The organism is Priestia sp. TSO9 (assembly GCF_021029645.1).
GTDB classification, from domain to species: domain Bacteria; phylum Bacillota; class Bacilli; order Bacillales; family Bacillaceae_H; genus Priestia; species Priestia megaterium_E.
The window spans coordinates 195,919-209,981 of sequence record NZ_JAJEKD010000016.1; the positions used below are offsets into that span (position 1 = coordinate 195,919).

Annotated in this window: 11 protein-coding genes; 7 read left to right on the forward strand and 4 right to left on the reverse strand. The window is 36.6% G+C overall.

Features of this window, described 5'->3' with window-relative positions; translation table 11 throughout:
- The first annotated feature begins 613 nt into the window (after positions 1-613).
- Both LJC66_RS25920 and LJC66_RS25925 read left to right on the forward strand, forming a co-directional pair.
- Positions 614-1,147, forward strand: a complete 534-nt coding sequence (locus LJC66_RS25920) for an NfeD family membrane protein (RefSeq protein ID WP_013085444.1) — start codon at positions 614-616, stop codon at positions 1,145-1,147.
- 20 nt (positions 1,148-1,167) lie between these two features.
- Positions 1,168-2,697, forward strand: a complete 1,530-nt coding sequence (locus LJC66_RS25925) for a flotillin lipid rafts scaffold protein FloT (protein ID WP_013085445.1) — start codon at positions 1,168-1,170, stop codon at positions 2,695-2,697.
- Positions 2,698-2,733: 36 nt separating this feature from the next.
- Here LJC66_RS25925 and LJC66_RS25930 read toward each other — a convergent pair whose 3' ends face one another.
- The 3 genes from LJC66_RS25930 to galU form a co-directional block, all read right to left on the reverse strand.
- Positions 2,734-3,441 (reverse strand): WecB/TagA/CpsF family glycosyltransferase, encoded by a 708-nt coding sequence (locus LJC66_RS25930; RefSeq protein WP_013059779.1) that lies wholly within the window; start codon positions 3,439-3,441, stop codon positions 2,734-2,736.
- A gap of 66 nt (positions 3,442-3,507) precedes the next feature.
- Positions 3,508-4,791 carry a nucleotide sugar dehydrogenase gene (locus LJC66_RS25935; RefSeq protein WP_195695691.1) on the reverse strand — a complete coding sequence of 428 codons (1,284 nt, stop codon included), beginning with the start codon at positions 4,789-4,791 and terminating at the stop codon, positions 3,508-3,510.
- Positions 4,792-5,036: 245 nt separating this feature from the next.
- The gene (gene galU, locus LJC66_RS25940) at positions 5,037-5,921 is read right to left on the reverse strand and encodes a UTP--glucose-1-phosphate uridylyltransferase GalU (protein WP_029319374.1); all 885 of its coding nucleotides are present in this window, start codon (positions 5,919-5,921) and stop codon (positions 5,037-5,039) included.
- Between the two features lie 241 nt (positions 5,922-6,162).
- Here galU and LJC66_RS25945 point away from each other — a divergent pair, with 241 nt between their 5' ends.
- From LJC66_RS25945 to LJC66_RS25955, 3 genes are all read left to right on the forward strand, one after another.
- Positions 6,163-7,725, forward strand: a complete 1,563-nt coding sequence (locus LJC66_RS25945; protein WP_230933800.1) for a replication initiation protein — start codon at positions 6,163-6,165, stop codon at positions 7,723-7,725.
- Complete coding sequence (locus tag LJC66_RS25950) at positions 7,718-10,348, forward strand: DEAD/DEAH box helicase (protein ID WP_195695689.1); 2,631 nt, start codon at positions 7,718-7,720, stop codon at positions 10,346-10,348. The genes LJC66_RS25945 and LJC66_RS25950 overlap by 8 nt, the downstream gene beginning before the upstream one ends.
- Before the next feature lie 297 nt (positions 10,349-10,645).
- Positions 10,646-11,695 carry a C40 family peptidase gene (locus LJC66_RS25955; protein ID WP_195695688.1) on the forward strand — a complete coding sequence of 350 codons (1,050 nt, stop codon included), beginning with the start codon at positions 10,646-10,648 and terminating at the stop codon, positions 11,693-11,695.
- Positions 11,696-12,218: 523 nt separating this feature from the next.
- Here the strand turns inward: LJC66_RS25955 and ssb are convergent.
- Entirely contained in the window at positions 12,219-12,581 is a 363-nt protein-coding gene (gene ssb, locus LJC66_RS25960; RefSeq protein ID WP_136790294.1) for a single-stranded DNA-binding protein, read from the reverse strand.
- A 96-nt stretch (positions 12,582-12,677) separates the two neighbouring features.
- Between ssb and LJC66_RS25965 the strand changes: the two genes are divergently transcribed.
- Positions 12,678-13,115, forward strand: coding sequence for a YwpF-like family protein (locus LJC66_RS25965; protein WP_014457773.1), 438 nt, complete (start codon positions 12,678-12,680; stop codon positions 13,113-13,115).
- A gap of 523 nt (positions 13,116-13,638) precedes the next feature.
- The gene (locus LJC66_RS25970; RefSeq protein WP_195695687.1) at positions 13,639-14,061 is read left to right on the forward strand and encodes a helix-turn-helix domain-containing protein; all 423 of its coding nucleotides are present in this window, start codon (positions 13,639-13,641) and stop codon (positions 14,059-14,061) included.
- Positions 14,062-14,063 lie beyond the last annotated feature (2 nt).

Sequence of the window (14,063 nt, forward strand, 5' to 3'; positions counted from 1 at the left end):
TTTATGTTAACCAAAACCATAAAAAATGTATCCAACTTTATATAATTGGATAGTATTTCAAATTGCGTATCACAATAATTACTTACTTATTCCCAAAATGGATTATATCACAATGATTCTACTACTTAAATAGAAATTTATTCTCAAAAATTAGCACATTTACAAACTATCAATAGAAAAGAACTGTATTTTTTGGTGTATAAACAGCTGATTTACTTTATTCTTATGTGGTTATTTTATGTAGAACATTTTCTTTACTATACTTTATTAAAATATAAACGAACTCCCCCCTTTTCGTCTAATTTATTCGTCATCTCTAACTCTTTTTCCTTTTTATTAAGCATATTTAAACCTTTATTTTTATTTCACATGGCCCCACTCATTATATGAACAAACTTTTGACCTATGCATGTCCACTACTTCAAACCACATCGACTGAATCGTTGTCCTTATCTTATATCATTTAAAAGTTAAAAAATAGTGAAATGGATAGAGATAAAATTAAATAAAAAAAGGAATTTTATCAAAAAAATGAAACTTTTTTCGATACGGTTCGTAATACATAGTAGAAACAGCATTAATCATTTTACATAAGGGGGGTGTTGAATGAACTATGTTCGGTCTATCTGTTCAAACAGTGTATTTGTATGGATTAATTATCTGCGGAAGTCTCACCTTCTTATACATTTTATTTAGCGATTTGTTAGATGGATTATCTGAAGCGATACCTTTTTTTAACCCCACTCTTCTTTTTTCTTTTTTAACATTCTTTAGTGCCAGTGGATATTTGTTCGCCTATACGTCATTGCAAAATTATTGGATTATTTCGATTTCCGCTCTTATTGCCCTTCTACTCGTTATTTTGCTCAACGTTTTTGTATTGATTCCTTTATCATCGGCTGAAGAGTCTCTTGCTTTTACTGAAGATTCGTTAAAAGGAAGACTTGGTACCATTATTACTTCCGTTCCTGCAGATGGTTATGGAGAAGTATTTATCGAAGGGGTTAGCGGCACTATTTCCAAACCCGCTGCCAGCTTTAAAAACACTGCTATACCTTTAGGCAGCAAAGTGCTTGTTGTAGATATACAAAGGGGCAACGCACTCGTTGTGATTTATGAAGAAGTTATGACCAATCACTCATTATAAATAGTATTAGGGGGAGTTTTATGTTTTCAACACCTATATTAGTTGTCGTTGGAATTGTTGTTTTTTTATTAATTGCGCTGATTGCCGTATTTATTACAAAATACCGTACAGCAGGTCCAGATGAAGCATTAATTGTAACAGGAAGCTATCTGGGAAATAAAAACGTGCACGTCGATGAATCCGGAAACCGCATTAAAATTGTTCGCGGAGGCGGTACGTTTGTGCTGCCAGTTTTTCAGCAGGCTGAGCCTCTGAGCTTGCTGTCAAGCAAACTGGAAGTATCTACACCTGAAGTATATACAGAACAAGGTGTTCCTGTTATGGCTGATGGGGTATCAATCATCAAAATTGGAGGTTCTATTTCAGAAATTGCAACGGCCGCTGAGCAGTTTTTAGGCAAAGCAAAAGAAGATCGCGAAACCGAAGCTAGAGAAGTCTTAGAAGGTCACCTTCGCTCGATTCTTGGTTCTATGACGGTAGAAGAAATTTATAAAAATCGTGAAAAATTCTCTCAAGAAGTACAGCGCGTAGCTTCACAAGATCTGGCTAAAATGGGATTAATTATTGTATCGTTTACAATTAAAGACGTTCGGGATAAGAACGGCTATCTAGAATCTCTAGGGAAACCTCGTATTGCTCAAGTTAAGCGAGATGCTGACATTGCAACAGCGGAAGCTGAAAAAGAAACAAGAATCAAGCGTGCTGAGGCTCATAAAGATGCCCAAAAAGCGGAGCTTGAGCGAAATACAGAAATCGCGGAAGCTGAAAAAATGAATCAGTTAAAAACCGCTGAATATCGTCGCGAACAAGATATTGCCAAAGCTCGTGCTGACCAAGCATATGATCTAGAAACAGCTCGCGCGAAACAAGATGTAACAGAACAAGAAATGCAAATCCGCATCATTGAACGTCAGAAACAAATTGAATTAGAAGAAAAAGAAATTCTTCGTCGTGAGCGTCAATACGATTCTGAAGTAAAAAAGAAAGCAGATGCAGATCGTTACTCTGTTGAGCAATCCGCAGAAGCTGAAAAAGCCAAACAGCTTGCTGAAGCAGACGCCAACAAATATCGAATTGAAGCAATGGCTAAAGCTGAAGCTGAACGCGTTCGAATTGATGGTTTAGCAAAGGCTGAAGCTCAGCGTGCCCAAGGTGAATCTGAAGCTGAGATTATCCGCTTAAAAGGTTTAGCTGAAGCTGAAGCTAAACAAAAAGTAGCTGAAGCATTCGAGCAGTTCGGTCAAGCGGCTATTTTAGATATGATTATCAAGATGCTTCCTGAATATGCAAAACAAGTTGCAAGTCCTTTAGCAAATATCGACAAAATTACGGTTGTGGATACAGGAAGCAACGGTGAAAACAGCGGAGCTAATAAAGTGACTGGCTATGCAACAAACTTAATGTCTTCTCTTCAAGAATCGCTGAAAGCATCCTCAGGTATAGATGTGAAGGAATTGATTGAAAATTTTTCCGGAAAAGGAAATGTGAGACAAAGCTTGCACGAACTAACGGATGAAATCAAGCAGCAAAACAAGAAAGAAGATATCTAAAAATAAAAAGCATGCGGATTATATCCGCATGCTTTTTTAACCTCTTAACACTCGAAGAAGAAACCTAGGTAATTCTAACTGACGCTTCCATCTCCATGGTTCTTTTAACAGTCGATAAAGCCACTCTAAACCAAACTTTTGAAAAACAGCAGGTGCTCGGTTCAATCGTCCTGAAATAACATCGAACGAGCCCCCTACGCCTTGATAAACAGAAGGATTAAGTTTCTCTTTATGAGCAATAATCCAATTTTCTTGGGCTGGACTGCCTAAAGCCACAAAAACAATTTCTGCTCCTGAATCATTAATCGTACGTTCAATGACTTCTTCATTTTTTTCATAGCCATTTAATGTTCCAACAATTAAAATCCCTGGAAACATCTCTTCCAACTTAGCTTTGGCTTCATCTGCAATTCCAGGCTTGGCTCCGTATAAAAAAATTCTTTTACCGTTATTCGTTGCTTCTTTACACAGCTTCAGCATCATATCAATACCCGTTACACGCTCACGAATACGTCCCTTTTTGAGCTTTGAAGCTAAAATCACACCGATTCCATCTGGAATTTGATAAGTCGCTTGATTTAATAGTGACTTTAATTCCCTGTCTTCTTGTGCTTTCATAATTTTTTCAGGGTTGATTGCTACAATAAATGATTTTCGGCCTTTATCTATATCCTGAAGTAACTTTACCGCTAGCTCATCGTACGTGTCGCTACAAACGTCTATTCCTAAGATGTTTTCCTTCATTAAATCACCCGTATGTTGATTTTTTAGTTTTTTACAAACGAAAGACAGGCTGTTCAGCCCGTCTTTTTATAAAGTAGAAACTTTTGAATCACCAAGTAACACTACGTCAAAGCCTGCTGCTTTCCATTGATCACGCTGAATGCAGTTTTTCGTATCAAAAATAACTTTTGTACGCATGTGATTTTCAACAGCTGATGGAAGAAGCTCTTTGAACTCATTATGATCTGTTAAAATAAGAATCACATCCGCATGTGCAACAGCTTCATCCAAACTTTGCGTCTGACGTTCGATTTTATTCTCTTTGATATGAGGATCAAATGCTGTGTAATCGACGCCCAGCTTTTCTAAATGATGAAGTACATCTGTTGATGGACTTTCACGCATATCGTCAATATTTCCTTTAAAAGCTAAACCTAAAACAGCTACACGTCCATGCTGAATGCCCTTTTCATCTAGTAGGCTTTTCGTTTTCAATGCTGTATATTCAGGCATTGAATCATTTGTATGACGAGAAAGAGAAATAATTTTTGCCAGTTCTGGCTGAAGCTCCGTTAAGAACCAAGGGTCAACAGCAATACAGTGGCCGCCTACACCAGGACCTGGTAAATGAATGTTTACACGTGGATGATAGTTCGCTAACTTAATCGCTTCCCACGCATTTACACCAATTTTTTCACTGATTTTTGCCAGCTCATTTGCAAACGCAATGTTCACATCACGATATGTGTTTTCGATTACTTTCACCATTTCAGCTGTAGTAGCATCCGTTACGTGAATATTTCCTTTTACAAATGTTTTATAAAGCTCAACAGTCAAACGACTAGACTCTTCGTTAATACCACCGACAATACGGTCATTATTTACTAGTTCCTCAAATACTTTTCCTGGAATAACGCGTTCAGGTGAATGAGAAACAAATAACTCCCTGCCTAATTCTAAACCAGTTTCTTTTAGCACAGGTAGCATAACGTCTTCTACTGTACGCGGAGGAACTGTGGATTCTAAAATTACTAAATTTCCTTTACGAACGTAAGGAACAATCGATTTTGTCGCTTCTCGAACATAGTTCAAGTTTGCCGTTTTATCTTCATTAATTGGTGATGGTACAGCAATAATAAAAATATCCGCCTCTTCAGCTGTTGTGCCTACCGTAAAGTGGCCGTTGTCAACTGCTGATTCTAAACGTTCTTGTAAGCCGTTTTCTTCTATATGAAGTTGCTTATTTTTAATTAATTCTACTGCTTTTTCATTTACGTCGACACCATGTACATATAAGCCGTGATTGGCAAACATAACAGCTGTCGGTAAACCTATATATCCTAAACCAACTACACACAATTTCTTTGTCATTGCAGAAAATCTCCTTTATATGACATGCTTAATAAATAAAACCTATCTGATATTATATCGAAAAATGTCATTTCATGATAGCATTTATATAAAAACATGAAATAATTTCTTTTACTTATTATTATGTAACATTTTATGATAATTCATCAATAAACGATATAACCATCTTTTGTACAAAGAGCTCTAACCCAAAAGAACTATTGAAAATCTCCTTGATTCCCAATAGTTCCCCCAGTAAATATATTTTACATATGCCCTTCTTTTTCGACAATTTCTCTAAAATAGCTCACTAACTCTTCTCGCAGCGGTTCTCTTTGCAGAGCTAAATCAATCGTTGCTTTAATGAACCCAAATTTATCTCCAACATCATAACGTTTTCCTTCGAAATAATAAGCAAGAACACGTTGAAATTCATTCAGGCGTAAAATAGCATCTGTTAATTGAATTTCTCCTCCTGCACCAATCTCTTCTCTGCTTAAGATATCAAAAATTTCCGGTGTTAAAATATAGCGTCCCATAATTGCATAGCCTGAAGGGGCCTCTTCTGGATTCGGTTTTTCAACGAGCGTTTCTACGTCTAATAATCCTTTTTCAAGAGGCTCTCCTTTAGGACCTACAATTCCGTACTTTGAAGTTTCTTTTCTAGGCACCTCTTGTACACCAACTACAGCGCATTCATATTTTTCGTATACGTCCATTAACTGTTTCAAACAAGGGGTTTCTGATTGAACTACATCGTCGCCTAGCATAACAGCAAAAGGTTCATCTCCGATAAAACTTCTTGCACAGTGAATGGCATGACCTAATCCTTTAGGTTCCTTTTGACGAATGTAGTGAACATTAGCCAAATTCGAAATCCCCTGCACTTCCTCGAGCATGTCCCACTTTTCCTTTGCGGCTAATGTTTCTTCTAACTCATATGATTTATCAAAATGGTCTTCGATTGCTCGTTTTCCGCGACCGCTTACAATTAAAATATCTTCAATACCTGATGCTACTGCTTCTTCCACAATGTATTGAATCGTTGGTTTATCTACAATTGGCAGCATTTCTTTAGGCTGCGCTTTTGTAGCCGGCAAAAAGCGTGTCCCTAATCCAGCTGCTGGAATAATAGCTTTACGAATTTTCACTTACTTTTCCTCCTGTCAATGTCAATCGTGCTTATTGGTTATAGTATAGTAAGTCTGCGATTGAGTATGTACACAAAGTCATGTGGAATCCATTTCTTTTTATAAAGAGTCATGTTGGATTCTGCTTTATCATAACAAAAGATTTTGTATAATTCTATTTTTATCATTTATAATGAAAAGAAAATTAATCACTTATAAATATAATTTTATGCTCCACTTATATATAGAAAGGAATGGGATTATGAGTTCGTTTTCAGATCACTTACAGCACCAATTTATACATCATTTCCCGTACAGTGATGCACGCTATCGTACGAATGCACAAGCAGGACTAGACCTTTACCGTACCCATTCATTCTTCATTTTGCACAATGACGAACAGATATTAAACATTAAAATTGATTCGTTTTATGTTGAACTAAACAAGCAGTTGCTCCCTGAAAGTACCTGTTCTTGTCAGCATAACGGATTTTGTGAACACTGCTTTGCAGCGTTTTTTTATATGTATTCATTAATAGAACCGCTTGCGCCCCTATTCAAAGAATGGCGAAACCATGAAAAAGCAGCTTTGACTATGCTATCTGCCAAACAAGTGTTAAAAAAGCCGAAGACAACTTTTCAAGAGTGGAGACAAACTTTTGAGGAGCAGTATACGCTTTTTATGCAGGGGCGGAACGAAAATGACCGTTCCATTTATCATGAATATTATCAGTACTATTACCGTGCTTTAGTGAAAAAGGCTCCTGAGCACCCATTGCTTTATGCTTTATTTTGTATGTATGGAGCGGTTCATACATTCTATAAACTATCAGCTCAATTACAGGCACATCAGCTTTCTACTAACATCGAGGAATCATTTGTATATAGTCACGTCTACAAAATAACAAATGAAATTTATGCTACCGCTGATTCATTAAAGCAAACGAAATACGATGGAGATGCATTATCTATTATGGAGGACAGCATTCCATACATCCGAGAATTATTGCATAAAGATATGCCTTTACAATATGAACGTATTGAGATTTATCGCGTTATTTGGCAAAAAGTCTTCACGTTAGAAAAGTGGCGAAAAACTGAGGAACGCGAATTAAAAGTCAAGCACGGTTCTTTTATAAACAATACAGCTCTTTCCTATCTTTTATTCCTTCAAGAAAAAGATGACGAAGCAAAAGAACGTTTGAGCGATGAAACCTTACAAATGATTCCCTATCTTATTCCTTGGTTAAATGATTTATTGCACGAAAAAGAAACTGGCCGCTTTGCTCAGTGGGGCTCTTATATAATGGTCTATATAGGAGATTACGTACGCACCGTTCCGACTACTTATCAAGGAAGCCGAAACATGGTCTCCATGATTGTAAATTTATTTCAGCACTATAAAGACTTAACGAACGATCAAACTTTGTATACTGAAGCATTGCAAACGTTACTTCCCTATAGTTTTATTGAATACAGTGATTTTCTATATGCTTCTGACCAATTGAAAAAGTGGGTTGAATTACAGGTGCTTCTTCAATATGACAGTATCAAATATGATGAGCAAACGATAGAAGCCTTAAAACAAAAAGATGAAAAGCTGGTTATTCCTCTTTACCATCAAATGATTTCAAAGCTGATTTATGAAAAAAAGAAAAGCAGTTATCAAGAAGCCTATATATACTTACAAGAATTAAAGAGACTTTATCTACAAATGAATCGCTCTCTACTATGGGAACATTATATAGAAGAATTAGCGATAAAAACGAAGAAACAGCGCGCGTTTCAACAACTATTAGAAAAAGGAGATTTACTGAATGTTTGATTTGTTTCATTTAACACTTGAAGTCGAACCTGTACACGGTGACTTTTTTCTCTACTGTGTATCACCTAGCGGCCAAATTTTGCTCCCTGATACATGGAAAGATGCGCTGTTTCTATGGCATGAACAGACCTATTACGGAAGCGAAGCTACACAGGTTGAGATTAATGGAAAAAAAGGAATTCTTCTTTCTGCATGGCAAATGTTCACTTTCATACAATCACCTATTCAACAGCATGTGTTGAAACCGGCTTTGTCCGCTTCAGCGGAAGCTTATCAGCAAATTGCAGTCGATATGACAAAGAGGATTATCCAAGGGAAATTTCATTCTCTTCCTTTTAAAAAACAAATGACTGGATCGCTTTCACAAGCTGATGAGCAAGAGTGGCGAGCACAAATTAAAGAGAGCCTACTAAAAAAAGAAGGAAAGGACTTTTTAATAAGCATAGAAGGCGAGAGCTATAATCCTCCCTTTGACCTTTCATTGCGTATTGTAGAGCCAGCGACCGATGGAGATGTATGGACAGCTGAAACATTCGTGATTCCCCACGATGAAGCCAAAGAACCTTTTGTACTGGGAAGAACGCTTCCTAAAGAGTGGAACCACTACGAATCATATATCGCTTACGAACACGAACGATGGAAAGCATTGGCTCCTACTTTATACCAAAAAGGAGCGTTTATTCAGTCTGTTCTAACAGACGAGGAAGTATGGGAATTTCTAACTCAAGATAGTGCAGCATTGATTAAACAAGGTGTCTCTATCCATTTGCCAAGCTGGTGGGAATCATTAAAAAAAGCCACCATCAAAGTATCTGGCGCTATAGAAAATACTTCATCTGCATTGTTTGGTAAACAAGCTATCAGCAGCTTCCGCTGGTCATTTTCTATTGGTGATCAAACTTTCTCAGAAGAAGAGTTTCGGAAATTAGTCGAACAAAAACGCCGATTATTATCTATTAACGGACAGTGGATTCAACTGGATTCTAGATTAATTAAACAAGCGCAGAAAATTGTTAAAGAAGCTAGTAAAAAAGGCGTCTCCATTCATGAAATTTTAAAAACGAAGCTAACCTACATGGCAGACAGTAAAACTGATGAAGAAGAGGTAAAAGTTGAGTTCCAACTCCCCGCTTCCTTTCAATCATTTATTACATCCTTAACGGATTTAGAACGGCTGCCGGAAGTGCTGCCTTCCTCTGAATTCAAAGGTGCATTAAGACCTTATCAGCAGCAAGGTTTGAATTGGCTCATGTTTCTAAGAAAGTTTAACTTAGGAGGATGTCTAGCAGATGACATGGGGCTAGGTAAAACTATTCAATTAATTAGTTATTTAACAAATATTCATCCGTTACACAGCTCTCCTTCTCTTATCGTTTGCCCAACTTCTTTAATTGGAAACTGGGAAAAAGAATTACAGAAATTTGCCCCTTCTCTTCGTGTTCATGTTCATTACGGGCCGAAAAGAACCAACGGATACGCATTTGAGAAAATATGTGAAAGTACTGACGTTGTGATCACGACTTATCAAGTTGCTCTTTTGGATGTCGAATTGCTGAAAGGATTTATGTGGAACAGCATTTCCTTAGACGAAGCACAACATGTTAAAAACCCGCAGACTAAACAGGCGAGAGCCATCCGTCAGCTGCAAGGAAGACACAAAATTGCGCTTACTGGAACTCCAATTGAAAACCGTCTGCTGGAACTATGGTCATTATTTGAATTCATCAATCCTGGTTACTTAGGAACAATCAATTCATTTAAAAACCGATTTGTAGCAGGCATTGAAAAAGGCGAGAAACCTGAACGAACTGTTGAGCTTAAAGCACTCATTCAACCTTTCTTATTGAGAAGAACAAAACAAGATAAAAACATTGCCCGCTCGCTGCCTGATAAACAAGAACAAAAAGAATATATCCCGCTCACAGCGGAACAAGCTTCACTTTACCAGGAGCTAGTTCAAGGAATGCTTCAAGAAACAGAGGAAAAAACAGGATTTGAACGAAAAGGCATGATTTTGCAAACACTAAATAAGCTAAAATTATTATGCAATCATCCAGCTTTGTACTTAAAGGAAAGTCCAGCTAAACAAACGGTAAGGCGATCTCATAAGAGTGAAAAAATTATTGAACTCGTAGAGAGCATTCGCACACAGCAAGAAAGCTGTTTAATCTTTACTCAATATATTGAAACAGGACTCATGCTGCAAAGAACCTTAGAAAAAGAAATCAACGAGCCGGTTTTATTCCTCCACGGAAGTTTGTCGAAAGAACAAAGAGATGAAATGGTTGCTCAATTTCAAGCAAGGAAAAAAGCCATCTTTATCCTTTCTCTTCGCGCAGGTGGAACTGGATTGAATTTAACAGCTGCAAATCACGTTATTCATTTTGACCGATGGTGGAACCCAGCCGTTGAAAACCAAGCAACCGATCGCGCCCATCGAATTGGGCAGAATAAATTTGTTCATGTTCATAAGTTTATTACAAGAGGAACGATTGAAGAAAAAATTGATGAAGTGATCAATCAAAAACAACATCTAAACAATGAACTCATCCAAGGAGATCAATGGGTAACAGAACTTTCTAATAACGAACTACAAGAGCTTCTTGCATACAGAAATGAATAAGAAAAATTATAAAATGTGTTACAGCGTTACTAAAAAGAGGACTTTTTTACTTGTCCTCTTTTTTTATTAGATCATTCGACACAAACAAATAAGTGTAAATCATTCTACAGCTACTGATAAAGATACAAAAAGCGCAATAAATAGCGTTTTTTGAATAAAAAGGTATTTTTATAGCGAAAAAGACCCTTTACTTTCTCTTTAAATTCCAGCATATTTATACATATAATATTTTTGTAATTTAATAGACATATTGGAAAAATAAACACGAAACATTTACATAATTAGGGGGATTTATTAATGAAAAAAAGGCAGCTCGCTTTGTCTCTAGGCGCCATTGTTGGCGGGACATTCTTATATCAAGCTTCAGCTGAAGCATCTGCTTCAACTGTTCAAGTGAAAGCTGGAGATACACTTTGGTCATTATCTACCAAATACCATACAACGGTAGACGCTTTAAAAAGCGTAAATAAGTTATCTTCAAATACAATTCACATAGGACAAACGTTATCGATTCCTTCTGCTTCAACCTCTCAACCATCTAATAAGGAAGAAAAGCCTTCAGCTCCTGCTACTGGTTCGACCTATAAAGTTCAAAGCGGCGATACCCTTTGGAAAGTTGCTACTCGTTTTAATATGAGCGTAGAAGAATTAAAACGTTTAAACGCTCTTTCTTCTAACATTATTTATATTAACCAAACGTTAAAAGTAAATGGAAGCAATAGCGCACCGACTCCAACTACGAGTAAACCAGCAGAAACTCCTTCTAAGGATGCAAACGGAACTTACAAAGTTCAGCGTGGAGATAGCTTATCTAAAATAGCTTCGACATTTCACATAAGCGTCAGTGAGCTAAAACAAATAAACGGATTAACGTCTAATACGATTTATGTAAATCAACAATTAAAGATATCAAAAAGTAGCCAAACAACTACGCCAACAACAACAAAAACAAGTACATCCACACCTTCAACTTCTAACGGAAAATTAAATGTATCGCAAATGATTTCAGATGCAAAACGTTATATAGGTGTTCCTTACAAATGGGGTGGCACGACTCCTTCTGGTTTTGACTGCAGCGGATTCATTTATTACGTAACGAAACAACAAATTTCTACAACGCGCTATACGACGGCTGGTTATTGGAGTGTATCAACATCTGTCAGTAATCCACAGCCTGGAGACTTAGTATTTTTTAATACATATTCTAGCGGTCCTACGCATATGGGCATTTACCTTGGTAATCGTCAATTTATTCATGCTGGATCTTCTACGGGTGTAACCATTGCAAGCCTAGATAACAGCTACTGGAGCAAGCGCTACTTAGGTGCAAAAAGATTTTCTAAATAATTGATAAAAGCTGAAACAAAATTATGTTAGTTAAAGGAAGATCCGAACGAGTTTGATTCTTGATGGAGAATCAAACTCGTTCGGATCTTTTCATTGGTAGGGTGGACGTAGGTTTTCTAGCTGTTGAGTGGAGGGCAAAGCGAAGACTCCTGCGAGAAAAGCAGAATAGCTGAGACCGTGCGCAAGTGACGAGGAGGCTCATCGGCCGTCTGCGAAAAGCGAAGTCTTGCACGGAAATCAACAGTGGTGTAACAAGTGACCTATACTAGCTCACCCCATTTGTTTGTCTTTAGATTGCATTGATTCAGTTACGTCTCAATCTCTTATATACAGAAAAAAACCGTTAAATGATTTAACGGCTGAAATAGAGGAATAGTTCGGGGATAGTAAATACTTTAATTTTCTCTCTTGAGAATATAGAAAGAGCCTTGTTGCTCTTAAAGAGGATCTATCTTCTATTATGATAGATAAGAGGACTTAGAACCTTAGCCGAACTAATCACCCCCTTTCATGCTAGATAACTTCATTCTTCTTGCTGATTTGAATCAAATGAAGAAGAATCGGATGGCTTTCCACTTAAAAACTTAACAGCATCAGCCACAACGTCGGTCATATATACTCGTTGCTGAAGATTATTTTCAAATGTGCGCGTTTGTACACGCCCCACTACACCTACAACCGCTCCTTTATCACAGTAAGCAGCCGTATTTTCTGCATTTTTTCTCCACAGAGTAATGTTGACAAAATCAGCATCATATTCACCTTCAACATTTCGAAACGTTCGATTAATTGCTAAAGTAATAGTAGATACTGCAATCCCTTCATGGGTATATCTAAGCTCAGGCTTTTTTGTCAGTCTTCCTACAAGAACAATATGGTTAATCATAGTCTACCACTCCAACTGATTGAATAATGGGAATCTTTAAGCTCATTCATGTTATAATATGGATAACCTACTATTTACGTAAAGGAGGAAACATCAATGAAAACATTTAAACTTGTGTCATTTCAATTGGTTGATGATCAAGAAAAGCGTCAGTCTGTCTCACTCACTAATGGCCTTATTATTAATAAAGAAGACGGCGAAAATAACTGGATTTTAGAAGCAGTTATCGATAAGAAATGGTACGATGAATTTCATGTTTTGTTGAAAGATAAACAAAAAATGACGGTAGAAGCTAAAATTACGAAAGAAACAAATGATCCGGCTACCTTTATAGCTACCGTGGCTTCCATTACTTCAATTGGTGAAAATCGTATTAGTTTGTTGATGAAAGGTGTTTTAAAAGAACGGAGACTTCATTATGCTGAAATGCTCTTAGAGGATTTAATTAACCAAGGGTTATCAGGTCAAGATTTACTTCAACAGTTCAAACTGCAGCTTCGAAACAGACCGATAAAAAGTACATCTAAAAAATAAGTCAAGTCATCTCAAGGTGTCTGGGTTTAAAAGAGAGGATTATTGTTTGCGGTCTTTTTCGTTGGTCCATGAGAAGGGTAAAGAAAAGAGAACTCACTGGAGAGGTACCTTTCTTTTTTTCCTAAAAATAAATGAGCACAACTAGAACGTTTGAAACGATTATCTCTTATGCGAGCGCCTTGCCTTTTCAAATAAAAATTTGTCATTTTTTCACTCCTTTTTCTTTGTAATTCGTATATTAATGCATTTTTCCCCGTTATTCAACCATTTTTTTCAATATACCGAACAAAAAATAGGATTTTTTTACTATAAAAACCTTTATTTTTGTTCTTTTTTTTATATCCATGCAGAAAAATGAATCTTTTTAGAGAAAAAAAAGAAATAAAAACAGGTTTTATTCCCTTTATTGCAGAAGGTAAAGTGTATATGTTTCATATTGTGCGAATTCAGCATGTTATAAAGAATATGAACTACATTCGAACAATAAGACATATATTTATCTTTACGAAATCAGGTGATGCATATGAAGGATTTTGGAGAAAGAATTAAACAGTTCAGACTAAAAGGAGGATTTTCACAAGAAGAATTAGCAAATCAGTTGAATGTTTCTCGTACAACTATTTCAAAATGGGAATGTTCGAAACAAACGCCTTCCATTTTTGATTTTTTATCTCTATGTAATTGTTTTCAAATTACGCTGGACCAACTTATTGAGCCTTCCTCTTATAAACAAGATCATTTACATGACTTCCAACTTCTTTACTTAACAAGAAAATGTGAATCGGATTCACAAGACGATACCATTTTAACCCTCATAGATAAACAGCCCTTATTGAAACATGTGCTCTTACAATTTTCATCTCTGTCACCAACACTTCAAAAAGAGTTGCTAACGGATATTATACCTTTATTAAGGAAACTTTTTTCTGCTTTGCAGCGCCAATAAAA

Coding starts and splice junctions, on each gene's coding strand:
- LJC66_RS25920 (WP_013085444.1), top strand. CDS start 614: ATGTTCGGTCTATCTGTTCAAACAGTGTATTTGTATGGATTAATTATC.
- LJC66_RS25925 (WP_013085445.1), top strand. CDS start 1,168: ATGTTTTCAACACCTATATTAGTTGTCGTTGGAATTGTTGTTTTTTTA.
- LJC66_RS25930 (WP_013059779.1), bottom strand. CDS start 3,441: ATGAAGGAAAACATCTTAGGAATAGACGTTTGTAGCGACACGTACGAT.
- LJC66_RS25935 (WP_195695691.1), bottom strand. CDS start 4,791: ATGACAAAGAAATTGTGTGTAGTTGGTTTAGGATATATAGGTTTACCG.
- LJC66_RS25945 (WP_230933800.1), top strand. CDS start 6,163: ATGAGTTCGTTTTCAGATCACTTACAGCACCAATTTATACATCATTTC.
- LJC66_RS25950 (WP_195695689.1), top strand. CDS start 7,718: ATGTTTGATTTGTTTCATTTAACACTTGAAGTCGAACCTGTACACGGT.
- LJC66_RS25955 (WP_195695688.1), top strand. CDS start 10,646: ATGAAAAAAAGGCAGCTCGCTTTGTCTCTAGGCGCCATTGTTGGCGGG.
- ssb (WP_136790294.1), bottom strand. CDS start 12,581: ATGATTAACCATATTGTTCTTGTAGGAAGACTGACAAAAAAGCCTGAG.
- LJC66_RS25965 (WP_014457773.1), top strand. CDS start 12,678: ATGAAAACATTTAAACTTGTGTCATTTCAATTGGTTGATGATCAAGAA.
- LJC66_RS25970 (WP_195695687.1), top strand. CDS start 13,639: ATGAAGGATTTTGGAGAAAGAATTAAACAGTTCAGACTAAAAGGAGGA.